The following is a 23,592-nucleotide window of genomic DNA, read 5'->3' as shown; positions in this document are numbered from 1 at the left end:
GCCCGAGCACCAGAACTACCTGCAGACCTATCCGAACGGCTACACCTGCCACTTCCCCCGCCCCGGGTGGAAGCTGCCCAAGCGGGCGACGGCCTCGTGATCCGCGCCCGCGAGTTCGGAAAGCCCGATCGCTGGTACCTCCTCGCTGCTGTGGGGATCGCTGCGTTCGCGGCGCAGTTCGTGCTGGCCCTCAACTGCCAGCGGGCCGGCGAGACTGACGATCCGGCACGCACGGACGAAAACCGAGGAGAATGAGGGGCGGCCGTCCCTCAAACGTGAGCGCTTTAATAGCGAACCAACCGCTGGGTGGCGTGGACAACCACGGCCACGCGGTCCCGCTCGAGTACCAGGGCGCACCGGTGCCGAAGAAGATGACAAGCTCGGGTCCGCTGGGCGTGCTGTGCTGGGCTCGTTGTGGCCGCCGGACCCATCGGAAGAAACCGCCGCCTGGAACGAGGCACACAACAGAGGAAAACGAAGTGAACGAAGACGAAGACAGCGATCGGCTCCGCGAGCTCAGCGCAGCCGGCGTTTCGATCTGGCTGGATGAGCTCTCGCGCGACATTCTGGAGAACGGCGAATTCGAACGCCTCGTGCGAAGCCGTTCAGTCGTCGGCGTCACCACGAACCCGACGATCTTCGCCAACGCCATCACCCGGAGCAGCCGGTACGCCGCGCAGCTGGAACGCCTGGCCAGGAACGGTATCGACGTTGCCGAGGCAGTTCGGGTGCTGACGATCTGGGACGTTCAGCACGCGGCGAACGTGCTCCGTCCGGTCTGGGAGCAGACCGACGGCATCGACGGCAGGGTGTCGCTGGAGGTGAGCCCCGAGCTCGCCGGCGACACGGACGCGACCATCGCGGAGGCGGTCCAGCTCTGGGAGCTCGTCGACCGGCCGAACCTCATGGTGAAGATCCCGGCCACGCGCGCCGGCGTCCACGCTGTTACCGGTGCGCTCGCAGCCGGCGTGAACGTGAACGTGACCTTGGTCTTCTCGGCGCAGCGGTGCGCCGAGATCGGCGAGGCGTACGTCGAGGGCCTCGAACAGGCCCTTGAGAACGGCCACGACCTCGCGTCGATCCATTCCGTGTCGTCTCTGTTCGTATCCAGAGTGGATACCGAGGTCGACATACGCCTCGATGCCACCGGCGTCCGAGAGCTGCGTGGCCGCGCAGCCCTGGCCAATGCACGGCTCGCTCACGAGGCCTTGACAGCAGTGTGGGAATCCTCGCGATGGCAGAGCCTTGCCGCCGAGGGCGCCCGCCCGCAGCGACTCCTGTGGGCATCCACGGGTGTCAAGGACGCGTCCTTCCCGGACACCAAGTACGTCACCGGTCTCATCACGCCCGGAACCGTTTCCACGATGCCACCCGCGACGCTCTCGGCGTTCGCCGATCACGGCGAGGTTTCCGGCGATCAGGTCGTCGGGCGCAGCAAGGAGGCGGCAGCGGACATGGCGGCCGTCGTCGCCGCGGGTGTCGACCTCGGCGATGTGTACGACACGCTCGAGAGGCAAGGCGTCGCCAAGTTCTCAGCCAGTTGGCGCGCCCTCCACGCCTCAGTCGGCGCGCTTCTCGGCTGAACGCCACCTCACTGCCCCTCTCGTACCCACGCACCCACATCAGTCCCGGAAGGAATCCCGTTGCCTCGGTCGCTGGAGTCACTCAGTCCTGCCGATGGCGAGCAGGTGGCCACGAAGAACCTGCTGGCAGCGTTGACGGCCGGGCGGATAGTTTACGACAACGGCGCCGAACAAGTCTTCGACCACAGTGGTGTCACTACATACGTCGATCGGGGGCACCCCACCCGCGGCAACTGGTATGTCGACGCCGACGGCCGCTTCGCCTCGTTCTGGCCGCCCAGCTACCGTGCCTCCTACGACCTGTACTGGATGGTCGAGGACGGCTCGATCGTCGGCCTGCGCTTCATCCACTGCGGAGACGGTTCACAGTTCTCGGGACGCTACGCCTGACTTGCGGGCCGTGGCACATACCCCAGGCAAACCACCGGTCCGACGTTTTCAGAACAGGACCGTCAACCCCGACCCGCGAGTTCGAAGGACCGCGCCGGGATTGACCGACGGCGCAGCTCCCCGGAACTGGGTCGTGCGCTGAAGCTGCCGCCGCGGCTGGAACCAGACCGCGAACAAATCGAGGCGATACTGCCCAAGTTGTCCTTGCCCGGTTAGAACAACCTCGAGCTCGAGGAGAAGGCGAGGTCATGACCATCGCGCTGGACCGTCCGCACGTTTGGCTGCCCGGGGACGTGCTGGTCATAAACGGGGCGACGCAGCACTCACCAGCGAGATCGTCGCGGTCCACGACGAGTCGAAGGGCACCTACGGCAGCCCTCGGGTCCATGCCGAACTACGCCCCCGCGGCAGACGGCATTCCCGCAAGCGGATCGCCCGGCTGTTACGCGCTGCCGGTCTGGCTGGGCGGGCGTCGAACCGCTGGCGCACCACCACTCCCGACCCGGCCGCAGCCGTGCCTGCCGACCTGATCAAGCGGGATTTCTCTTGTGTGGCAACAGATATCAACACCCGCTGGTGTGTGGCGACATCACCTACATCCACACCTGGCCCTACCTGGCCCTACCTGGCCCTACCTGGCGCGATCTTCGAGTACACCGAAGGCTGGTACAAGACCCGCCGACTGCACTCCACCCTCGGCTACCTCAGCCCCGCCAGCCACGAAACGGTCATGCGTCAAGCAGCCTAACCACCTCAACCACCCTGTCCGTCAAACCGGGTCAACCCCACGTGCAGGACTGTCCCGGGAAGCAACGGCTGACGCCGCCTGGACAGCGGGCGATGACGTAACGCGGTGCGGTATGCCTGGCTGCCGATTCGAAACCAACCCCGGTGCTCAAGGCGACTACCCGCAGGAGGCCGGCATCTACGATCTCGCACCAGAGCCACGGGTGGCAGGCTGCACTGACCTGAGCGGGCGACGCCGGATGGACGGAGTGCTGGCGCACGCGGTGAGATCGCCGGCACCCGAGGTCGACGCGTGCTCACCGGATCTGCAGGTCCGTGCGGCAGCGCTCGCGCCGGATGCTCTGCAGGACGGTGTATGCCTGGTCGGCGTTCAGTCGTCGGTTCGGTTCCTTGGCTAGGAGACCCTCGATGACCGGGCGCAACGGGCCGGCACGCAAGAACGGGGCCGGTGGTTCCTCGGTCACGGCGGCGAGTGTGGCGGCCATGTTGTCCCTGGTGAACGGCGACGTGCCCTCGACGGCGGTGAACAGCGTTGCGCCGAGAGAGAATAGGTCGGACGCCGGTCCGGCCTTGCCCCCGCGGAGCCGTTCGGGTGAGACATAGCCCGGGCTGCCGGCCACTATGCGGATCTGAGTTCGTGAATCACTGCCGGGGGCGATCGCGATGCCGAAGTCGGTCAGGATCACCCGCGCACCATCGCAGAGCTGCACGTTGGCCGGTTTGACATCGCGATGCACGATGTTCGCGCGGTGTACGGCGCGCAGCACGTCGAGAAGGCTCAGTCCGATGTGGATCACCTGCTCGCCCCGCAGCGGCCCCTCGGCGTCGAGCGCTTCGGCCAGACTCCGCCCCCGCAGCAGTTCCATGACGATCCACGGATCGCCGTCCTGCCTGACGACGTCGTAGACCGTGACAACGCCGGGGTGGCCCACTTGCGCAGCGGTACGCGCCTCCCGGAGTGCCCGCACGCGAGCGGCTCTGCGTGATTGCGCGGATGCGCGGTAGCTCACGTTGACTTGCTTCAGCGCGACCTGACGCCGTAGGAACTCGTCCTCGGCGAGCCAGATCATCGCCATTCCGCCGCGGGCCAGTAGCGACTCGACTCGATACCGGCCTGCCACGAGTCGCCCGGCACACTCGGTCCCATGGCCCTCTCCGTGGTCGCCGGCGCCCACCGGATGTGTCGGGTCAAGTGCTGAAAGCGGAGGCTTCGCGGGGCGTGGGCTCCGATCTGGTGACTCCACACGCTTCGTCATACGAGTAACGATCGAGCTTGGTGACCGGCGTGTCTTCACAGATGGCACCAAACCCTGCTGCCGGTTAGCCGGAATCCCGCGATACCCGCCACCTCGAACGGGGTCGCCGGTGCTGCAGTGCGGACCGCGAAGCGGATCGGCGCGGCATCGGTACCGTCATCCTCACCACGATCTTCTAACGACGTCCTGGTCAGCAGCGGCCACGACACTCGACGGCGGTGCACTAAACTATATGAAGAGAAGCGAATACACCGCCCGTCCTCGTCGGGGCATCGGCGCTACCGAGCATCCGGAACGTTGGTTACCGCTGACCGGTGGCAGAGTTGGGTACTCCGCGAGGCGGATAGTCTCTGCTCCGGCGGGGATCGTGGTGTCGCGTGCCCGGAAGGGTCCGATGGCGACCGAATCCCGGCCAGTCACGGATGGGAGCAATGCAGCGTCACCCCCGAGGGATCGTCAGGGGTTGTCCGAAGCCTGCTTCCGGCCCGGGCGGATCTCGCGCCTTGCTGAGCATTTCACTCCGGATCCCTGCTGATCTTGAACGTGCCCTGGCGATGGGGCCTCAGCCCGTAGTCCCTCCAGAGTTTCGCGGCACAGTTGTAGGACACCGACACACCTTCAGTGTGGGTGATGAATGCGGCCATCTGCCGGCTCGACCAATGCGAGGGCCCAGTCGACACCGCCAACACAACGTCCCTGGGTTCGCGGGCGCCCCCGAGCGCCACTTACCAGCCGCGTATGGAAAGGCGCCCACCCCAACATGTGCGTCTCGGCGGCACGGATTCTTTACCGCGTGCTCAGGAGAGGACCTTGGTGGACCAAGGTGTCAGGGACCTGGAAGGCCGTTGCGAAGCCACGGCGTTCGGGCCACACGGTGGGTGGGATGGCGGCGGAGATAAGGATGCCGCCAGAGCACACTGCGCCGTCGACCGGTCGAGGATGTCGCCGCAAGGCCGTGATGAGGCGACATCACCCGCTCGCCGACGGTGGCGAGCGCTACCGGATACGGGGTGTCATCGAAGGGCTTGCCGCTTTCAGCGCGACGGGTCACTCGGCTTCATTATCACGTGGTTACCGCGCTCGCCCACCACTATACTCTGGCCGCGCGCGTCGATCCGGGCTGACATCTGACTGATTTAAACCGACGCAAGTTCACAGCACCCCGGAGGACAGCTGAAGTGACACGGGCATCGTTGCCCTGGTCTTGTGTGGACAATAGGGCAGGTTGCCGGTTCTGTCTCGAAGTCGGTCAGGCTGGGTTGTCGGCAGATGTCAGGAGGCGAGGACAAATCCCTCGTAGCCGTTATTGGGGATCTCGAGTCCCGGCGTGGACCTACCGAGCCAGTATCAAGCGCGAGGACGCGGGCGCCGCCAGCAACCACCTCGCACCGGGTCTGGCGTGTGCACTACGGCGCTGCATCCCGATCACGCCCGAGTTCGCGCTCGACGGCGGGTCGCCCGCCGTGCTCGTCAAGGGCGTGCCTGCCGCTCGCGCTGGGTCTTTTCCAGATTAACCCGAGCTATTCCACGTTTAATTAGTCACTAGTTCTTTGTGCGACCACATGCGGGCCGGCCGGGCAACGCTCTCGGTGGGATTTCGTTGGTGTCCCTGCTGGCGCGGGCTGCGCACGCGTCCGCGCACGTCCGCGGCCCCACCGGCGAGACCCCGGAGTTGGGTTTCGGGGTTAGTTGCGGCCGGCCATGACGCCGCCGTCGACGTCGACGATGGCGCCGGTCATCCAGCTCGACTTGTCGGAGAGCAGGAACGAGACCGCGTTTGCGATGTCCTCCGGGGTGCCAACCCTTCCCAGCGGGTGGAGGCCGGCGAAGCTGTCGACTGTTTCGTCGAGCTTGTCCGCCGGTACGAAGCCCAGGTACAGGGGCGACTTGACGACCGCGGGAGCGACTGCGTTGACCCGGATTCCATGGGGCGCCAGCTCGATCGCGAGAGCCTTGCTGAACGAGTGCACGCCGCCCTTCTGCACGGAGTAGCCAGTGTGCGGTGTCGCCGCGATGCCCTGGTGCGCCCACATTGAGCCGACGTTGACGATGGCGCCGCCCTTGCCGCCCGCGACCATGCCCGCGACGACGGTCTGCGTGATGAAGAACAGTGCGCGGTTGAGTTCGTTGTATGCGTCGTAGAAGTTTTCGTCGTATTCGCTGAACGCCCTCGGGATGAAGAATCCCGCCGCGTTGACGAGCAGGTTCGCATCGGAATGTTCGGCAGCGAGCTGCTTACGGACCTCGGGCACCTGGTCACGGTCGGTCAGCTCCGCCGTGATGCCCCAGGCTTTTCCCTTCTGCGACAAAGCGTCGACTGCGGTCCGGACTCGTTCGGAGTCCCGGCCCGTGATCACGGCCGTGCCACCTCCGGCGACTACCTGGTGGGCCGTGGCCAACCCCATACCACTGCTGCCACCGACCACCACGACCTTGTGGCCATCGAACCTCTCACCCATGACAGTTGTTCCTTCCTCACTAAATCGCGACGCCGGGCGGTTCCCGGATCGAGCAATCAAAATGTTCGTGCCGCGCAGGCGGCGGTTCTTACCTGCGGCTGTGCCACTGCTCACCGCCGCCACGGCGATAGCGGCGCCGGGTCACGCGGCGGGAGACGCCTGGATGTGAGTGTTCAATCCACGTCGCGGCGCTGATTCAACCGAGGTCTCGCAGCCAGCTCCAGGCGACATCGTCCAAAAGAACCCGAAGGATAGTGAGCGTTGCGGAGAAGGTGGCATCAGTCAGTGCGGGCGTCAGGCTGGGCAGGTGGGCCACCTGATGACCGGCGGCAGGGCGACGGTTCGCTCTCGTGCCTGTGGAGCCTGCGACTGTACGAGGGGCCTTCCTTTTGTTCGGGAATACTTGGTCGTTCGGATGGTCCGTTATGTGCGTTCTGCTGGTCAGGCGATGAAGTCGTTGTCCACCAGGTAGGTGCGGATGTTGCGCCGGGCGTCGAACATCGCCTTGTAGATGGCGTTGCGGTTGGTTTCCAGTTTTGCGGCGAGGGCGTCCATCGGGATGTTGTCGATGGCCACGGCGACGAAGACGCGTCTCTGGTGTTCGGTCAATACGTTCTCGATGACGTGGGCGAGGGCGGCCCGGAGTTCGGTGGCCTGCACCTGGTGGGGCGGTTCGTCACCGACGGCGGCCCGAGCGCGCTCGGCCTCGTCGTGGTCGAGAGACACCCGGTGGTCGCGCCAGAAGTGCCGGCCGACTTTCGTCGAGACCTCGAGGATGACGAATTTGAAGGCCCAGGTCTTGAACTGCGCTTCGCCGCGGAACTCACCGATCTTGCGGGTGATCCGCATGAGGGCGTCGGCCGCGGCCTGGTGGGCCAGGTCTTCGAGTTCGGGGCCGGTGAGCCGGAGGACCGGCGACCTGCGTGCGGTCTCTCTCCTGGCGATTTTGATGAGCATCGCGTGCAGCCGGCGGCAGGCGTCTTCGAATGCCGGGCTGCCAGGGCTCAATTCTTGGACCCAGGCGGCGGACGCGGGGTCAAAGCTCCGTCCACCGACCAGGACTCGTCCACTGATCTTCCGTCCAGTGTCAGCGGTGTATGCCGTCTGGATGCGGGACGCGCCTGGTGTCATGTGGCTTCACCTTCTCGCCAGTGACCGTCTTCTGCATTTGAAATCTCCTTGCTACGCCTTCACTTTCCGCTTTGACGGCACGTCAACTGACTTGTCCACCACTGCGTCGATGGCCATCGACGATGAGCGGTCAGCCCGGGAGGGAGTCAGAGGAGAGTTGCGCCGCCCGCAAGGCGTCGGAGCACCACCCGATGGTGCGCGTCGGTTCGCGCTGAGACACGTCGCCCGGTTGCGCTCCGCGGGTTGCGCGGCGAATCCGCGTGTATGCGGCAGGAGTCGACGGCGCGTGGAACGGCCACAGGACCGAGTAGCGAGAACCACCACGGGCCTTCCCCTGTCGCTCCTCGTCGATCGAACGGTACTTGGACCATATAGTCCGGACGAAGTCGAGCCCGATGGCGAAGAAGCACGGGTGGGAGCATAGGGCGAAGCCGTGACGGGCGATGTCAGCCGCTTGCCGACGGTGACTGGAGCCGCCGAAAACAGAGTATTCGTCGAAGCGCCCGACGCTTCCCAGCGATACGGCTCACCCGCTCCCAGTATCACGCGGTCATCGCGCTCGCCGAGCACCACGCGCTGGCCGCTGGCGTCAATCCAGATAGGATCGCCGCTCACCGGCAGCAGGACAGTGGGCCGTTGCGCCGGTGGTTCGCACCGGTCACCCCGGGCTCCAGATGAGTACCCGGTCCAGCCCGGCTCGACCTTGATCGGCGCTCCGGGTGGTGTGCGCGCTGGCAGGTAACCCCCTTGCAGTGTAGTGATGACGCCAGTGGCAAGGACCTCCGCGGCCACGCCGGAATCGAGGTCACCGGCGGCCTGCAGGCGCGACAAGGCCGAGGCCAGCAGCCCCTGCCACCGGGAAAACGCCGTAGCGAAAACAATTCGGCCACGATCGTGGCGATGAGCGAAGTAATGGGTCAGCGAGCCGAGGAGACAACTGCCTTCCGGCGCCCACGAATCGACCAGGTACTGTGCGCCGGTGCGCCCGGTGACCGTGGTGAAGTCCTCGGGGTCGGGCCCCTGAGAGGACAGCTCGTTCGTCGATGACACGGCTACAGAGTCGCATCGCCGCCGCCCGCGCACATTCCGGCCAGCGGCCGTTGCGTGCCCATTGCTGGCGGGAATGCCCGGGTACCGGCCGGCCGGTATCGGCCGTACCGGCTGGCGGTCACTCACCCGGTACCGATAACGGCATGGGGCCTTGACGTCGGTGACGCCGCGGGAAGCCGGTCATGGCGGCTGAGCGTCCCCGTGCGCCGGCCCACCGCACGAGCCGCCATGATCCTTTGTGGACCAGGCGCGAACCGGCATCCGACGCTCGATTCACACTGTCGCTTGTGCGAAAGCGACCATACTTTTTCGCCACATTTTTCCGAGACGAAGGAGTCGGCAGTGAACGACTTCCTCACTTCACACCACAGCAGGCGGGACCTGCGACGAGCGGGCGGCCCTACATCGACCACGACGGCCCCTCACCCGGCTGTCCAGAGCCGCTAGCAGCGAATCGCCGAGCGGCACAGAGCATACCTCCTCATTCACCATGTCGCGCTGGTCGTAAGCCGGACCACCTCGGCTGTCGGTGCCCGACATGCCGACGCCCGAGTGGCGTTTGGCGTGGTCTAGCCGTCGCCGACGCCCGCCGTGTCCATCACCCGTCAAGACCGTGCAGCGCCTTGCGGGTGGTCTGCAGGCTCGACCCGCGGTACCGCGTGTTCGTGCAATCGGGCAGGTGGTCGTAACCCAGCTCGACGGCAACGACGCGGCCCGTGTTGAACCCGGGCTCGCCGCCGGGCCGGCCACAACCTTGCATCAGGTCGTCGATATCGGTGGGGTCGAGCTGTGGAACCTTGTTGAGCGCAGCCCTGCACGGTGAGGTCGTCGGGACGCATGTCGACCAGCGACCCCTTGGCCGCGCGACCGATCGGCGAACGGGCGGCGGAGACGATCACAGCATCAGGGCATGGTGACACTCCTTCTTTACGGATTCTGTGCACAATAAGCGTTCGCTTAGTGCAGGTCCTGTCTACTCGTCGCACAGGAAGCGCCATGCCGCGGCGGCGGGCCTTCGGTCGGACGACGTCGCGACGAGACACGAGCGCGGAGGCGGACATCGGTGAGACTTCTGCCTGAGCACAGCACCTAGGTGCCGAAGCGGCGTCACGTGCCCGCGGATGCGTTATCGCTGCCTTTCGATCTTGGCGACGAATCGTGCAAACCGGGGGTAAGAGATGTGGTGGGCGTGGCGCCAAGCACACGGTAGTGAAGTGATGACGTCTTCGGAGGCCGAAAAATTTCCCCCATGTGTATCCGTACTGGCGCGACTGGTTGCCAGTGGGTTGTGCCGTTGCGGAGTGATGGGGCCTGGTGGCGCAGGCGTCCACTGTGCAAGGCAGCGCGCGCCCATCGCGCTTTCCCTCGTGTGGGCGGCGCAGGACCCCTGCGCGGCGGCTCGCCGACGCGCCGGGGTCCTGCTTCCCGTCACTTCCGGACTATAGGAGGAGGAGTCCTTGACAGACGCAGTAAATGGCAAGGTGGTGCTTCGCCTGCCACGGCTGGTTGCGCGGGTCGACCGGGCCATGGCTTTCGCGGCCGCGGTGCACGCGGCGCTGGTGCTGGCTGACTTCTTGTTGCTGGGGTTGCTCGTCGGAGGTGTGCCTGTACTGGAGGAGTCGTTCCTCGTCGTGTTCGGCATCATCGGCCCGGCGATTGGCATCACGTGCCATTTCCGGGCCGCGTCACGGGACGGAGCGAGTCTCGTCATCGTCTCGGCAGCCTGCTCGCTGATCCTGAGCGTTCTGTGGCATTTCGTGCTCGGCGGGCCTAGCAGTCTTCGTGTCGCCCTCCGTTCGGGGGTGCCCGTCGTGGCGCGGGTCTTCGAAGTCTCGGTGACGCTCCACGTGGCCGCGGCCGCGGCGGCACTGCTGCTGGCCGCACTCGCGTTTCGCCGCCGGGCTTCGATCTTGTCGATCGGCCGAATGCCAGTGGTGGGCCGAGACTGATGCCGGAGTCTGGTTTCGCTGGCCCAGCGAACCAAACGGGGCATACGCTCGAAGCCGTGTCGTCGCCGTTCCCGCCCTCACCCCGCGTTGAGCCCCGGAGCCCTGGTGGCCTCCACTGTGAACGATGACGACCACTGCCCGTCCGAGCATGCCCAGGCCGTAGAGAACCGTCAGCCTGTCGGTGTAGTTCGTCCTGACCAACTTCGTGAACGATGTGGCCTGGACGGCCGTCAACTATCCGGCGGCGAGCCTCGCCGCCGCCGGATGAGTCACTGCGGCTGCCGTTCGAACACCGTCTCCACAGACTCTCCGTTCCGCCACTGCTCGGCCCGAACTGTCGGACCGGCGATGTCGGGGACGTGATACGGCACAGTCAGCTTGGCCATCGCGCCATCGCGCCATCGCTTCGGCCGCGCCTGGCCGGCCAGTGTTACGGGAGTATCTGGCCACGTCCGCGACGAGGTCGGCCCCGCGGGGTGGCGAGTTGGGCTGTAGACACTGCCTGTGTTGTATGGGGCCAGCCGGAGCTGATCGCCGTACCGGGACACCAGCTCGGCTGTGCTCACCTGCTAAACGATAGACAACGTGTCCGGTGGCCGGCGTCGCGCCGGTGACGGTGGGGGTGCGAACTCCAGGTGGCAGGAATGCGAGGTGACCACCACCACCGCGATGCTCAACAGGCTCCCGTCGCCCGCGGACGCCCGGTTCCCGGCCACTTCGCCCGGTGTCCGCCCCCAATCTGCTCCGGACCGGAAGGTGGAATCTGATGCGGACCTTCGGCCTGCCCCGTGCCGGACGCCCGGCACCCGTCGTTTCCCGTTGCGCGACTGCGAGGCCGCCCTCGTCCCGCACGTGTCCCCGGCAGCCGCCGCGTTCACGCCGACCGCCCTGTTCCCGCACCGGATCCGTATCGAACGCAGGTGGATTCCGTGAACCTCGAACAGATTTCCCTTCGCCCGCTGGCGGCTGTCCTTATGGGTTCGGGGTGCTCCGTGTGCGGCCGCCCCCACGGCCGCATCGGCCAGGTCGTCGAGGCGTGAATGCTCCTGGAGCGTGATTCGGACCATATGGTCCAAGTAGGTTCGGTCGACGAAGTGCGACAGACAAAGGACTCGTGTTGGTTCTCGGCGACCGTTTGCGAACGCTGCACGAGGAGATATGTCCGGTACGGCTGCACGCTTTGCCGCGAGATCCCACCGAGAATGAAGGCTTTACGAGGCTCATGCGGACCTGCTCCGTCACAGGGGTTACCACCAACCCGACGATCTTTGCCCACGCCATCGCACACGGTGTCCAGTACGCGTGGCAGGTCGGCGGGCTCATGGGCACGCCGGCGACCTGGACCAGGAACGAGCGCCGCGCCCTGTCAGGCGACCGGTACGGCAGCCACATCCGCTCTGTGACCTCCTGGTCGAACTCCGACATGTGGTGCGACGGGGTGTCGATCGACACGCGTCCCGAGTCGGAGCGGCCGCAGGACGACGCCGGCTTCATCACTGTCTGGGCGGTACGGAACACGAACGGTGGGCCGCCTGAGATCCATGGCGGACGCGCGCGGCGACCGGTTCCCGAGTTGTACTTCGGTGAGAGCGCAAGTGGGTTTCAAGAATCACCCGGACGGTCGATAACGAGCCAGATCTCCGGGAGACCAACGGCTACGACGACCATGGTGACCCGCGGCGGGGAGACCGGTACAAGGGCGACTGATGATCCTTCCCACATCGTGGCAGACAGCGACGGCACTGCAGATCGTCCGAGATGCCGCGAACCAAGACCTGGAACCGGGTCCGGGCTGAACGTTTCGGTCCGAGAGGGCGAGTTCTCCACGAAGGATCAGGCCGGACCGATGCAGCCGAACGGCTCCCAAGTTCCGGATGCAGGATCGAAAACCCACGCAGTTCAGCACCTAGCCGGAGGAAATCATGCGGACCACCGCGCCCAGCCCGGTCATAACGCGGCCCTATCCCGCGCGCATTTCCGCGAAAGGCGCCGCGTTGCTGCGGTTGTTCCACACGACGGACCACAAGCAGATCGGCATCATGTACCTGGTCACGGCGTTCGCCTTCTTCATGGCCGGCGGCGCGATGGCCATGCTGATCCGCACCGAACTGGCCCGGCCCGGACTGCAGTTCCTGTCGCAGGAGCAGTACAACCAGCTGTTCACCATGCACGGCACGGTGATGTTGCTGATGTATGCGACCCCGGTCCTGTTCGGGTTCGCGAACTTCGTGCTGCCGCTGCAGATCGGTTCGCCCGACGTCGCATTCCCGCGGCTCAACGCGTTCTCGTACTGGCTCTACCTCTTCGGGAGCCTGATCGTCATCTCCGGCTTCCTCACGCCCGGGGGTGCGGCCGAGTTCGGCTGGACTGCTTACACGCCATTGTCGGAGGCAACCCACACTCCAGGCCCCGGCACGGACATGTGGATCTGCGGCCTCATCGTGTCCGGTCTGGGCACGATCCTCGGTGCGGTCAATATGATCACCACCGTTGTCTGCCTGCGCGCGCCGGGTATGACGATGTTCCGGATGCCGATCTTCACCTGGAACATCCTGGTCACGAGCATTCTGATCCTCGTCGCGTTTCCGATCCTCACGGCCGCGTTCTTCGGCCTGGAGGCCGATCGCCGTTTGGGGGCGCACGTGTTCGACCCGGCAAATGGCGGGGCGATCCTGTGGCAGCACATGTTCTGGTTCTTCGGCCATCCCGAGGTGTACATCATCGCGCTACCGTTCTTCGGGATCGTGTCGGAGATCTTCCCGGTGTTCAGCCGCAAGCCGATCTTCGGCTATAAGGGATTGGTGTTCGCGACGCTGGCGATCGCCGCGCTCAGTTTCTCCGTGTGGGCGCACCATCTCTACGCCACCGGTGCTGTGCTGTTGCCGTTCTTCTCCTTCATGACCTTCCTGATCGCCGTGCCCACGGGCGTGAAGTTCTTCAACTGGATCGGCACGATGTGGAAGGGCCAGCTGTCCTTCGAGACGCCGATGATCTTCTCCGTCGGATTCCTGGTTACGTTCCTGCTTGGTGGTCTGACCGGCATCCTGCTGGCCGCGCCGGCCATCGACTTCCACGTGTCGGACACGTATTTCGTGGTGGCGCACTTCCACTACGTGCTCTACGGCACGATTGCGTTCGCGACCTTCGCGGGCATCTACTTCTGGTTCCCGAAGATCACGGGCCGGATGATGGACGAGAAGCTCGGCAAGTGGCACTTCTGGACGACGTTCATCGGCTTCCACGGCACGTTCCTGGTCCAGCACTGGCTCGGCGCCGAGGGCATGCCCCGCCGCTACGCCGACTACCTGTCCACCGACGGGTTCACCACGCTGAACACGATCTCCACGATCGGCGCGTACATCCTCGGTGCGTCCACGCTGCCGTTCATCTGGAACGTGTTCAAGAGCTACCGCTACGGCGAGATCGTCACGGTCGACGACCCGTGGGGCTACGGCAACTCTCTCGAATGGGCCACGTCGTGCCCGCCGCCGCGGCACAACTTCACCGAGCTGCCGCGCATCCGCTCCGAACGTCCCGCGTTCGAGCTGCACTACCCGCACATGGTGGAACGCCTGCAAACCGAAGGCGAGATCGGCTTCTTCGGCAAGCCGCGCCACCAGGCCGCACCGTCACAGAAGCTCGCCGCCACAACCACAGCTGACAACCACGACAAGGACAACGCAAGCGAGCAATAATTGCGTCCACCCTCGTCGACTCGGTGCTCCTGCCGCTATCGCTCGCGAGCATGGTCTTGATCCTGATCGGGTCGATCGATCTGTCGGTGGGGGCAAACGTGACGTTGAGCGGCGCGATCACCGCGACCACCGCGGAGGCGTGCCGTCCGGCAGCGGCGAGCCGTCGACCGGGAGCAGCCCGGAGACCAGGACGCGGTACTGGAGTTCGCTGTTCGCGGACATAGACGGCCTCCGATCGCCTGGCGCAGCACGGGCCCACTGCCCGCCGTCGGGTGCGGTCATTCGGCAGCACCCCGGGACCATTCTCTGGAAGACCACCGGCCGACAACAGGGAATAAGAGCGTGTCTCACTTGGTGAGTTTCTTGTAGCAGGTGATGCTGGCGGCGATGGTGAGGAAGGCGAGGTAGTGGCCGGCGGTGGTGTTGCCGGGGTTTCTCCCTTGCCCGTTCCGCGTCACCCATGCGGCGCGGGCGAGCCGTCGAGCAGCCACAGAACCGGCCACCGATCCAGCCCAGGCCACACCGGGCGGTCCCGACAACCGGTGCCACAGCGGAGCACTCCCGCCCGGATACGGAAGATTCACGAGCCGACCGCCGGGGTGCTGATGTCCCCGGTTCGAGATTTTCGGTGGGCGTTCCATGCCGCACGACGTGTCGTTCGCGTTGCTGCGTCGGCTCCGAGCGTGGCGCGACGGTCTCGAACGGCACACCGGAAGCGATCACGTCCTGGATGAGCGACTTCCGTGCCGACACCGCAGCGAAACGAGTGGCACGTGGCAGCCCAGAATCGGAAGGCCAGAGTCACTTCGTTCTTCCGCGTGATCGCCGGCTCGACCTGGTGGCCCGCTTCGCCGGGACCGTCCGGATGCTTCGCGCTGGCGCCGCAGTTGACCAATTCAGTTCCATCTCAAGGACACTCATCGCCGTCGATCTCCGCTCGACCTCGACCTGTACCACGTCCGGGGCGAGCACGTTCACTGGGCGGCCCCGCGCCCGAGCTCCAGCCAGCCCCGGTTCGCGAGCGTGGCGAACCGCTGGGCGGCCTCGTCGCGCGAGAGTTTCTCCTCGCGCTTGACCTCCACGTCGGCATCGCGGCACCTTCACGCTCGCCGCGGCTACTGCCCTCGCGAAGACCACCAGTTGCGTTGGGGCCGGCACATCACCTGCCACGAGTGAGGACGTAACCAACGGCCGGACGCGGCGGTCACAGCGAGGGCAACGCCAGACACGCATTCCGGTCCGCACCCTCTGAAGAAGCGGGACGTGCATTGCGCTGCAAGCACGACTCGACCAGTCGATGTGTCGAGCACGTCCTCGAACCTCATGTCTAGACGCTCAGCGGCCTCGGGCACCAAGAAGGGGTAGTTCTCGGTGTTCATGGATTTCCCCGGTGCCGCACTTTTCACGTCGAGCCGCGAAGCCTGACAGGTCACAGAGTCCGCCGGGACCTGCGCTCGTACCGTGGTGCACGATGATGCCGCCTTCGTTCATCTTGCGTTCACGTGAATGGCGTGCACTGAAATTCTTCGCAGACCGGTGCATCCCGTGCGCATCGGGCTGGAGGCGACGGTGCAGGAACACACAATGGACGCGATCGCGTCCGAGCAACTGGACATTCAGGTAGCGCATCCGGAGACCTGGGTCGCGCGTGACTCCACCGTGCTCGACTCGTCGGTGGTGCGGGACCAGATTGCGTGTGAGCGGTCTCGTTTCGCCCCAGGCGCGGATCCACGCGTACCTGCCGATCCTCGTCGTGCGCGCGGCCGGTCCGCGCTGGGACGACTGCAAGCTGAACCCGACTAAGCGGAAGTGGGAAACCCGGCCGGTACGCACCGTGCGGGGCGGTCGCACCGGCCGGGCACAACGAGGTGACGCGGGCGTTGTGCGTAGGCCCGGATCACCTGGCCCGGCGTGCCAAAGAGGGGCGGGAGCGCCGGTCGACCCGGCCCGATAGGAGGAGAACATGTCCAACGACAACGAAATCCGCCCCTTCCGACTTCACACGCCGGAGGAAGCGCTCACTGGCGTGCGTCGCCGGATTACGACGACGCGCTGGCCCGCCCAAGAGTTGGTCACTGATCGGTCCCAGGGCGTGCAGCTGGCGACCGTTCAGGAGCTGGCCCGCTACTGGACGACCGATCACGACTGGCGTGCGTTCGAGGCGAAGCTGAACGCGCTGCCGCAATTTACGACCGATATCGACGGCGTCGAGATCCACTTCATCCACGTGCGGTCGCAGCACGAGAACGCCTTGCCGCTGATCATGACGCACGGCTGGCCGGGCTCGGTCGTCGAGCTGCTCGGGGTCGTCGGCCCGCTGACCGATCCGACCGCGCACGGCGGAGAGGCCGAGGACGCCTTCGATCTTGTGCTGCCGTCGCTGCCGGGCTACGGCTTCTCGGGCGAGCCGACCGAGCTCGGCTGGGAGTCCGGCCGCATCGCACGCGCGTGGACGGAGCTGATGGACCGCCTCGGCTGCACGCGCTACGTCGCCCAGGGCGGCGACGTGGGCGCCACCGTCACGGACGCGATGGGCCGACAAGCGCTCGCGGGGCTGCTCGGTATCCACGTCAACTTGCTCGCCGCCGCGATCGGGATCAAGGACCAACTGCCGGCGGAGTCCGAGCAGGAACGCACAGCGCACGACGCGGTGACCACGTTCACGACGGACGGATTCGGCTACTTCCTGGAGCAGTCCACCCGGCCGCAGACGATCGGCTACTCCCTGCTGGATTCACCTGTCGGGCTGGCGGCCTGGATGCTCGACCACGACACGGACAGTTACTACAAGATGTCTCGCGCGTTCGGCGACGGCGAGCCCGCGGGCGACCTCACTCGGGACAACATCGTCGACGACATCACCTTGTACTGGCTGACGGGCACCGGCGCCTCGGCCGCCCGGTGGTACTGGGAATTCGGCCGGGCCCAGGCACAGGGCCTGGTTCCTCCGCCGGTCTCTGTCCCGGTCGGCTTCACGACGTTCCCCGGCGAGATCTGGGCTGCCCCGCGCAGCTGGGTCGAGACGGTCTACCCCGATCTCACCTACTTCAACGAGGTCGACTGCGGTGGCCACTTCGCCGCGTGGGAGGAGCCCGACCTGTTCGCGACCGAGGTGCGGGCCGCGTTCCGGCCGTTGCGGAAATCCTGAGCCCGCTTCGGTTCGCGCGGCGACACCACGGTGTCACCGCGCGCCTCGGGTGCAGGGGTGCGCGCACCGATACTCGGTCGCGCCGGGCGGTACGCGCTGCCTCGGGCTTCAGGCTCTCCGCAGCAGGCCGAGGGCGCCGGCGGGGAACAGCAAGACCGACAGCAGACCGGCGCAGACCAGCGCGGCGGCGGTGACCTGCGTCAGAAGCCCGGTTGCCACCCCGATCTGGGTCGCGGTGACGACGAACGGCAGAGACGTTGCCTGCAGCAACGCGGCGGCCACGGTGCTGCGGGCCCCGAACGTCTTCCAGTACAGCAGTGCGGGTACGCCGCGCACGAGCAGCAGGGCGGCGAGGAACAAGGGCACTCTGGCCAGCGCGGCGGGGTTGGCCAGCAGCTCGGACAGATCCAGCCGCAGACGGCTGGCGACGAAGAAGACCGGGATCAGGAACCCGTAGCCGATGGCTTCGAGTTTGGCCCGGAAGCGAGGGTGCGACGCGGTGTCCTGGTCGAGCAGGCCGACGACCGCGCCGGCCAGGAACGCTCCGAGGATGGACTCCAGCCCGAACGCTTCGGCCAGAGCGACGAACGCGATCAGCAGGGCGACCGCCGCCCGCACGCGGATCTCGGCGGTGCTGTCCTGCAGCCGCGTCAGCGCGGTCTCCAGCCGGCGGGACCGGCCGACCACGGAAACGACGAGCCCGGTGACGGCGACCAGCACCACGAACATCACCAGCAGCACCACCCGGGCTCCTCCGCCGGCGCCGGCGGAGGAGAACAGCACCGAGAGCAGCACCACGGCCGCGAAGTCGGCCACCGAGCAGGCAGCGATGACCGCCTGCCCGAGCGCGCCGCCGGCCTGCCCGGCGTCCTTGAGCACCGGCACGACCAGCCCGAGCGAGGTGGCCGACAGCGTGATGGCGACCAGCAGCGGGCTGTGCACCCACCCGGCGGTGCCGAAACCCAGTCCGGCCAATACCCCGAGGCCGAGAGTGACGGCGTAGCCGAGCAGGGCCAGCCGCAGCGTCCCGCCGCGCAACCGGTGCACGTCGATCTCCAGCCCTGCCAGGAACAGCAGGAACGCCAGCCCCAGCAGGGCGACGATCTGCACCGGCAGGTCAGGGTGGACCCAGCCCAGCACTGACGGGCCCACGACAATGCCGGCGACGATCTCCAGCACCACAGCGGGGATCCGCACGGCGGGCAGCATCGCGAGCACCAGCGGCGCGCCGAGCGCGATCGCTGCGACTGCGAAGAGATTGACGAACTCGACATCCGGCACGACGAGTCCTCCTCCACCAGATCACCGGTATCGGGATTTGCTGTGGTCGAACCGGCAACCGGCGTCCCATTCCCCGCGTTGGGTGGCCGCACGTCGGCGCCCTTGAACATCCGCGCGAGATGCACCAGGCCCCCGTCCGGTCAGCGGTCACCCGTTTTCTCGGTCGGGCTCGAATTCCCGCTCCGATACCAGGAATTCGCTGAGCCGCTGGACGGCGAAGTCCACGAACGGGCGGGCGTGAAAAAGCCGGCACCCCGCTCGGCCCACGATGGCTTCCCTGATGCCGAAGCGTCGTTCGAAGTCTCGGCCGACGAGAGGGAAGTAGGTGTCCTTGTCGTCGGCGACATCGACGGTCTCGCACCAGATCCGCTGCCGGTGGGTGATCATCGGGAACCGCCGCAGCGTCAGGCGGGGACGCGGAGTGAGCGCTTCGGCGTGGTGGAGGAAGCTGTTTCGATTGTGTCCCACACCGATGAGCAAAATCGCGCCGCGGAGGTCGTAAAGGCGTTCCAACGGTGAGTCACGGCCAAGGGCGAAGCCGAGTGGCTGCCCGGCCACGATCTGTCCGGCTCGCGCGCCGATCGCGGCCACCGACGCCTGGGGGTGCGAGCTGCGGACGGTGCCAGGCAGCGAGCGGAGGGCCTCCGCGACCGCGCCCATGCTGGACGGCATGGTGCAGTGAAACGTGGGTACTGCGTCCCGTCGCTCCCGGACTCCTTCATCCGGGACGCCGACATGCTCTGGATCGCGATCGGCGACGTTCGGGGTGAAGGTGGGCACGACCACGGTCCCCGTGGCGCCGACGGCGCGCAGCAGGCTGTTCACCACGGTCGCGGCGCCACCGTCGACGGGGCCGAGGCTGGACAGCGACGAATGCACGATCATGTCCATTCCCTCCTCGACCCCAACTCGGCGCCACCCCGCGACCAGATCATCAGTAGTGAGTGCGGATTGACTCATCTGTCTTTCTCCAGCTCAGACTCAGACCTCAACGCACGACGATGGTGTGCTGGGAAGGGCTGGGACGAGGAGCGGCATTGCGCAAATCCCTGGCGGCGAGTGAAGTCACGGTGGCCGTCGTGAGCTGCCTCTTCAGGCCAAGCGTCGTGCCTGGCTATGCGGGTTTGCCGGCGTCGATCCAGTGGCGGAAAACCGCGATCCGCTCGGCCGGCCATGCTCCGTCGCAGGGCATTGTGCCGGCCTCGAGCCGGCCGAGGATGGCGTCGGCGTGGGTCGAAACGTCGTCGAGGGACCAGAGATCGAAGGCGAAGTTCATCGCATCGCGGTCGCTTTCGCGAAACAGTGGCTTGATGTGTTCATCAAAATGCATCGGCTCGTCCTCCGTTTCAGTTGTGTGTGGCTGGACTCGACCGGTCACGAAGCGACCGACCGCACCCCAATCGGCGAAGTGCGTAGCAAGCGAGTCCGCCACGGCGGTCAGCGCACGCTGAACCGGTTCGAGCGCGCTCGCCACATGCTCCGGTGCGGCGCCCGTCCGGCGGTGGCCATCGGATCAATCATTCCTGACACCCCAGCTCCCTTCGGGCGCCCTGCGGATCGGCGCTGTGTTTGCTGCCGCGCTGGTGGACTTTCCCCGAAGCGGCCACGACAAATGGCCGGGTCGGTGCTGGGCACGGCGATAGCGACGACTTTTCGAGCGTGGGGATCAAGACGGCACCGCCTCGCCAGGCCGGTCAGGTCTTCCGAGGGGCACGGCGGTCTTTGCGCTGGGCGAGCTCGGCTTCGTCCACCAGGACAAGCATCGGCTTTCCAGGTTCGCACAGCATCGTGACGGTGAAACGGAGCGGGACGTCCTCGCGGTTGTTGCCGTCCTGGTAATGGATGACATCGCCACCCGGCTCCCAGAACGCCTCGCCGGCGTGCACGACGCGTTCCGGTTCGCCTTCCACCTCCAGCACCATCTCGCCTTCCAGCACGTAGCCGAACGCCGGGCCGGGATGCCGGTGCGGCGGCGCACCGGGATCGCCGGGTGGATACTCGACGACCACGGTCATCACGTGGGCTCCCGCCGGAATGAAGGGCGGGTCCGCCTCCTGCAGCGTGGTGAACGCCGTCTGCCACGCCGTCGATCGCTGTTTCTGCCCGGTCGGCGCCGGATCTGTGTTCGCCATGTGAATCTCCTCCACGTTGGATGGGTGGTCGAGGGGCGGCGTTACTTCCCGGTCCGGCCGGGCCAGTCGGCGTAACGGATCTCGCCGAGGATCGCCGGTCCGGCCGGCACCAGGGTCTGCTCGCTCAGCTCGGCTCCGAAGTAGCGTGCGTGCGGGTCTGGCACCACCTCGCGCGGATCGTTACGGGCAGCGAGCGCCGTGTGGAAGAATTCGTCCATCCGGAACTGCTCGGGGCCGGCGACCTCGAGCGTCTCGCGCAGAGGCGAGCCCACCGCAGTCCGGCCGACCACCTCGGCGACGTCCTCGCCCGCGATGGGCTGGAAAAGCACCGGCGCCACCCGGACCGTGCCACTTTCGGTAGCCGCGTCCGCCATGCGCGTGACGAACTCGAAAAACTGCGTGGCGTGCACGAGCGAGTACGGGATCGACGACTTCTTGATCAGTGACTCCTGCACGATCTTCGCCCGGAAGTAGCCGCTGGCGGCCAGCCGCTCGGTGCCCACCACCGACAACGCCACATGATGGCCGACGCGTGCCGTCGTCTCGGCGGCCATCAGATTGCGGGTCGAGGTCTCGAAGAACTCCATCACCGCGGCATCCTCGAACGACGGCGAATTCGCCACATCGACCACCACCGACGCTCCGGCCAGGGCGTCCGAGAGTCCTTCACCGGTGAGGGTGTTGACGCCGGTGTTCGGCGATGCGGCCAGTGCCTGGCGGCCGTGCTCGCCGAGCGTGGTCACGAGCTTCGAGCCGATCAGACCGGTACCGCCGATGACCACGATCTTCATAAGTGTTCCTCCCCTTGCCATCGAGGCACCCGGCCCGCGCGAGACCGCCGTGTCAGTTGGCGGCACCAGCACCGATCAGGTATGGCCAATCTCGACCCGCGACCCCCATGGCCGGAGCGCGGAAGCCGACACGAGTCGGTCAGGAAATAACAACCGGCGCCATCCCCTGATCGACGGGCCCGCGGTGCCTCGCCCCTTCTTCTTGCGGGCCCGCTAGTGAGCGTCCCGCGCGCCTACTCAGTCATGAAGGGTCTTTCGTCACCGCTTCTGCTCTATCGCCGGATTCTGAACGCATCGGTGGCGTGGAAGGCCGAACCGCAGGGCGGCACCGGTCGGGTCGCCACGCGGTCAGCAGCAGGTTGAGAGTGGTGACGCCCGGGCGGACTTCCCCTGCGACCTCAGCGCGTCCGGCGTGGCCGGGAATTCCGTGCTGATCGACGTGTCCAGCGACCGGGGCGATTGCGGCCGGAGGCCGTATCCGTTCGGAAACCAGCAGCCCCGCCGGCGACGTGATGACGTCGTTCGGGCTGATGCGGGTCGACGCGTGGCGATGCGAGCTGGGCGACGGACCATGTCTGCTCTGGAACGTGACTGAATGCGGGATCGCCTCCGATCCCCTTGAACCGAAGGTTCACCCCCGACGGGGGAAGAGGTCCCGGCGTCCGCCACAGAAGTGTCTACAGGGGAGTGTTGATAACGCCGCTGTCCAGGGGAGGAACTCACCATGGCTCGTCGACCGAACATCGTCCTCGTCCACGGCGCGTGGGCTGACGGTTCCAGTTGGAGCGCGGTGATTGAGCGGTTGCAGGCTGACGGCTACACCGTCACCGCACCCCAGTTCCCGGAGTCCGAGCTGGCGGGTGATGTCGCCCGGTTGCGTGAGGTGCTGGGGCGCCAGGGCGGGCCGACGCTCGTGGTGGGGCATTCGTACGGGGGGCAGATCGTCACCGCGCTGGGGACGGACGCGCCGAACGTCGTCGGCTTGGTCTACGTCGCGGCGTTCGGCCTGGACGAGGGCGAGACGATCGGCAAGCTGTTGGAGCAGGGCCCCCTCGGCGCGGCGCTGACGCATCTGGACGTGGACGAGCAGGGCTTCGCGTGGCTGCCCGAGGACGACTTCGTGAACCACTTCGCCGCCGACGTCGACCCGGTCAGGGCCCGGGTCATGTTCGCCGTGCAGCAGCCGCTGGCCTTGTCGGCCCTCGACGAGGTGATGGGGGTGCCGGCGTGGAAGTCGCACCCGGCGTGGTTCCTGGTGGCCGACGGCGACCAGGCGATCCCGCCCGAGGCCCAGCGCCTGTTCGCCGCGCGGATGAAGGCCACGACCGTCGAGGTCGCGTCGAACCACGTGGCGATGGTCTCCCATCCCGACGACGTGCTGCGGCTCATCGCGAGCGCGGTCCACGCCGTGCAATGAACTCGCGGCGGGCCACCACGAAACGGCCGCGCGCTGCGGCCTCGGCGCCAAACGCGTTGGCTTCGGCAGGTTTGCCGGTGATGCGGGGTGGGCTTACAGCGTGCTTCGTGTGGGTCGGGGTGTTGAAGTCCCAGGACTACGAGGTCGAGAACGCGGAGCCATTGGTCACCGCGAGTCCGCTCACGTCATGGCTGCGTGAGAAATTGGGTGCGCGGAGGCTCGGGCGGCTCATCGGAATCACTCAGATCATTCGGGTTCCTTGATCGCGGCGAAGCCACTGGCGCCGCGGGCGTCGGCCGTTGGCAGCCTCGGGGCCGCAGGGATGATGGTCGGCACGCTCAGCTTCCTGGTCACGACACCGGAAGCCTGGCGTGAGGGGCACCGGATGACCCAGCTGTCAGTGCTGGGCGAGGCCCTCTTGACGGACGGTGTGCTCCTTGGTGCCTCCCTCTTCACCGCCGCCGACTCGCTGACCGCCGCCCGGGACAGATCGATCGGAGCAGGTGAAGGCGGTTCCGCCGCGTGCCGATGACTGTTCGCAGGTCGGCTCCCAAGGTGGTCAC

At 66.6% G+C, this 23,592-nt stretch carries 18 protein-coding genes and 4 pseudogenes; 12 read left to right on the top strand and 10 right to left on the bottom strand.

Features of this window, described 5'->3' with window-relative positions; translation table 11 throughout:
* From AB0H62_RS50585 to AB0H62_RS50565, 5 genes and pseudogenes are all read left to right on the top strand, one after another.
* Positions 1-100: pseudogene (locus AB0H62_RS50585) on the top strand (peptide-methionine (S)-S-oxide reductase); the annotation flags it as partial.
* Between the two features lie 193 nt (positions 101-293).
* A pseudogene (locus AB0H62_RS50580) lies at positions 294-550 on the top strand (hypothetical protein); the annotation flags it as partial.
* Positions 480-1,583, top strand: coding sequence for a transaldolase (gene tal, locus AB0H62_RS50575; protein ID WP_360592945.1), 1,104 nt, complete (start codon positions 480-482; stop codon positions 1,581-1,583). The pseudogene AB0H62_RS50580 and the gene tal, both read left to right, overlap by 71 nt.
* A 60-nt stretch (positions 1,584-1,643) precedes the next feature.
* Positions 1,644-1,973 (top strand): hypothetical protein, encoded by a 330-nt coding sequence (locus AB0H62_RS50570; protein ID WP_360592944.1) that lies wholly within the window; start codon positions 1,644-1,646, stop codon positions 1,971-1,973.
* 322 nt (positions 1,974-2,295) lie between these two features.
* Positions 2,296-2,439, top strand: a pseudogene (locus tag AB0H62_RS50565) (IS3 family transposase); the annotation flags it as partial.
* 577 nt (positions 2,440-3,016) lie between these two features.
* Here AB0H62_RS50565 and AB0H62_RS50560 read toward each other — a convergent pair.
* The 4 genes and pseudogenes from AB0H62_RS50560 to AB0H62_RS50545 form a co-directional block, all read right to left on the bottom strand.
* On the bottom strand, positions 3,017-3,976 hold the full coding sequence (locus AB0H62_RS50560; protein ID WP_360592943.1) for a serine/threonine-protein kinase: 960 nt from the start codon (positions 3,974-3,976) through the stop codon (positions 3,017-3,019).
* A 1,685-nt stretch (positions 3,977-5,661) separates the two neighbouring features.
* On the bottom strand, positions 5,662-6,558 hold the full coding sequence (locus tag AB0H62_RS50555) for an SDR family oxidoreductase (RefSeq protein WP_360592942.1): 897 nt from the start codon (positions 6,556-6,558) through the stop codon (positions 5,662-5,664).
* A gap of 318 nt (positions 6,559-6,876) precedes the next feature.
* On the bottom strand, positions 6,877-7,566 hold the full coding sequence (locus AB0H62_RS50550; RefSeq protein WP_360592941.1) for a sigma-70 family RNA polymerase sigma factor: 690 nt from the start codon (positions 7,564-7,566) through the stop codon (positions 6,877-6,879).
* Between the two features lie 1,657 nt (positions 7,567-9,223).
* Positions 9,224-9,536 (bottom strand): annotated as a pseudogene (locus AB0H62_RS50545) (acetyl-CoA C-acyltransferase); the annotation flags it as partial.
* 561 nt (positions 9,537-10,097) lie between these two features.
* On the opposite strand from AB0H62_RS50545, the gene AB0H62_RS50540 reads away from it, so the two are divergent.
* On the top strand, positions 10,098-10,565 hold the full coding sequence (locus AB0H62_RS50540; protein WP_360592940.1) for a hypothetical protein: 468 nt from the start codon (positions 10,098-10,100) through the stop codon (positions 10,563-10,565).
* A gap of 1,922 nt (positions 10,566-12,487) precedes the next feature.
* The gene (ctaD, locus tag AB0H62_RS50535) at positions 12,488-14,260 is read left to right on the top strand and encodes a cytochrome c oxidase subunit I (protein ID WP_360592939.1); all 1,773 of its coding nucleotides are present in this window, start codon (positions 12,488-12,490) and stop codon (positions 14,258-14,260) included.
* Positions 14,261-14,607: 347 nt separating this feature from the next.
* Here ctaD and AB0H62_RS50530 read toward each other — a convergent pair whose 3' ends face one another.
* Complete coding sequence (locus AB0H62_RS50530) at positions 14,608-14,763, bottom strand: hypothetical protein (RefSeq protein ID WP_220240263.1); 156 nt, start codon at positions 14,761-14,763, stop codon at positions 14,608-14,610.
* A 1,042-nt stretch (positions 14,764-15,805) separates the two neighbouring features.
* On the opposite strand from AB0H62_RS50530, the gene AB0H62_RS50525 reads away from it, so the two are divergent.
* Together AB0H62_RS50525 and AB0H62_RS50520 are read left to right on the top strand one after the other, a co-directional pair.
* Positions 15,806-16,063, top strand: coding sequence for a hypothetical protein (locus tag AB0H62_RS50525; RefSeq protein WP_360592938.1), 258 nt, complete (start codon positions 15,806-15,808; stop codon positions 16,061-16,063).
* Positions 16,064-16,223: 160 nt separating this feature from the next.
* Positions 16,224-17,408, top strand: coding sequence for an epoxide hydrolase family protein (locus tag AB0H62_RS50520; protein WP_220240264.1), 1,185 nt, complete (start codon positions 16,224-16,226; stop codon positions 17,406-17,408).
* 108 nt (positions 17,409-17,516) lie between these two features.
* Here AB0H62_RS50520 and AB0H62_RS50515 read toward each other — a convergent pair whose 3' ends face one another.
* From AB0H62_RS50515 to AB0H62_RS50495, 5 genes are all read right to left on the bottom strand, one after another.
* A complete protein-coding gene (locus AB0H62_RS50515; RefSeq protein WP_360592937.1) occupies positions 17,517-18,689 on the bottom strand; it encodes a cation:proton antiporter in 1,173 nt (390 codons plus the stop codon).
* Positions 18,690-18,836: 147 nt separating this feature from the next.
* A complete protein-coding gene (locus AB0H62_RS50510) occupies positions 18,837-19,580 on the bottom strand; it encodes an AAC(3) family N-acetyltransferase (protein ID WP_360592936.1) in 744 nt (247 codons plus the stop codon).
* Positions 19,581-19,803: 223 nt separating this feature from the next.
* Entirely contained in the window at positions 19,804-20,163 is a 360-nt protein-coding gene (locus AB0H62_RS50505) for a hypothetical protein (protein ID WP_360592935.1), read from the bottom strand.
* A 220-nt stretch (positions 20,164-20,383) separates the two neighbouring features.
* A complete protein-coding gene (locus tag AB0H62_RS50500) occupies positions 20,384-20,821 on the bottom strand; it encodes a cupin domain-containing protein (protein ID WP_360592934.1) in 438 nt (145 codons plus the stop codon).
* A gap of 41 nt (positions 20,822-20,862) precedes the next feature.
* Positions 20,863-21,684 (bottom strand): SDR family oxidoreductase, encoded by an 822-nt coding sequence (locus AB0H62_RS50495; protein WP_360592933.1) that lies wholly within the window; start codon positions 21,682-21,684, stop codon positions 20,863-20,865.
* A gap of 652 nt (positions 21,685-22,336) precedes the next feature.
* On the opposite strand from AB0H62_RS50495, the gene AB0H62_RS50490 reads away from it, so the two are divergent.
* From AB0H62_RS50490 to AB0H62_RS50480, 3 genes are read left to right on the top strand one after another with little or no spacing between them, the layout of a single operon-like run.
* Entirely contained in the window at positions 22,337-23,029 is a 693-nt protein-coding gene (locus AB0H62_RS50490; protein ID WP_360592932.1) for an alpha/beta hydrolase, read from the top strand.
* Positions 23,026-23,292: a DUF417 family protein gene (locus tag AB0H62_RS50485; RefSeq protein WP_360592931.1), complete on the top strand. Its 267-nt coding sequence runs from the start codon at positions 23,026-23,028 to the stop codon at positions 23,290-23,292. Before AB0H62_RS50490 ends, AB0H62_RS50485 begins: the two co-directional genes overlap by 4 nt.
* Entirely contained in the window at positions 23,289-23,561 is a 273-nt protein-coding gene (locus tag AB0H62_RS50480; protein WP_360592930.1) for a DUF417 family protein, read from the top strand. The genes AB0H62_RS50485 and AB0H62_RS50480 overlap by 4 nt, the downstream gene beginning before the upstream one ends.
* Positions 23,562-23,592: the final 31 nt, after the last annotated feature.

This window comes from Amycolatopsis sp. NPDC050768, assembly GCF_040654155.1.
In the GTDB taxonomy this organism is placed as follows: Bacteria; Actinomycetota; Actinomycetes; order Mycobacteriales; family Pseudonocardiaceae; genus Amycolatopsis.
Note: the sequence above shows the minus strand (reverse complement) of the source record. Positions and strands in the feature narration are given on the sequence as shown.

What these genes read in the sequence shown, in the direction of transcription:
- AB0H62_RS50490 (WP_360592932.1), top strand. Translation starts at nt 22,337, where the DNA reads ATGGCTCGTCGACCGAACATCGTCCTCGTCCACGGCGCGTGGGCTGAC.
- ctaD (WP_360592939.1), top strand. Translation starts at nt 12,488, where the DNA reads ATGCGGACCACCGCGCCCAGCCCGGTCATAACGCGGCCCTATCCCGCG.
- AB0H62_RS50550 (WP_360592941.1), bottom strand. Translation starts at nt 7,566, where the DNA reads ATGACACCAGGCGCGTCCCGCATCCAGACGGCATACACCGCTGACACT.
- AB0H62_RS50485 (WP_360592931.1), top strand. Translation starts at nt 23,026, where the DNA reads ATGAACTCGCGGCGGGCCACCACGAAACGGCCGCGCGCTGCGGCCTCG.
- AB0H62_RS50510 (WP_360592936.1), bottom strand. Translation starts at nt 19,580, where the DNA reads ATGGACATGATCGTGCATTCGTCGCTGTCCAGCCTCGGCCCCGTCGAC.
- AB0H62_RS50500 (WP_360592934.1), bottom strand. Translation starts at nt 20,821, where the DNA reads ATGGCGAACACAGATCCGGCGCCGACCGGGCAGAAACAGCGATCGACG.
- AB0H62_RS50560 (WP_360592943.1), bottom strand. Translation starts at nt 3,976, where the DNA reads ATGACGAAGCGTGTGGAGTCACCAGATCGGAGCCCACGCCCCGCGAAG.
- AB0H62_RS50520 (WP_220240264.1), top strand. Translation starts at nt 16,224, where the DNA reads ATGTCCAACGACAACGAAATCCGCCCCTTCCGACTTCACACGCCGGAG.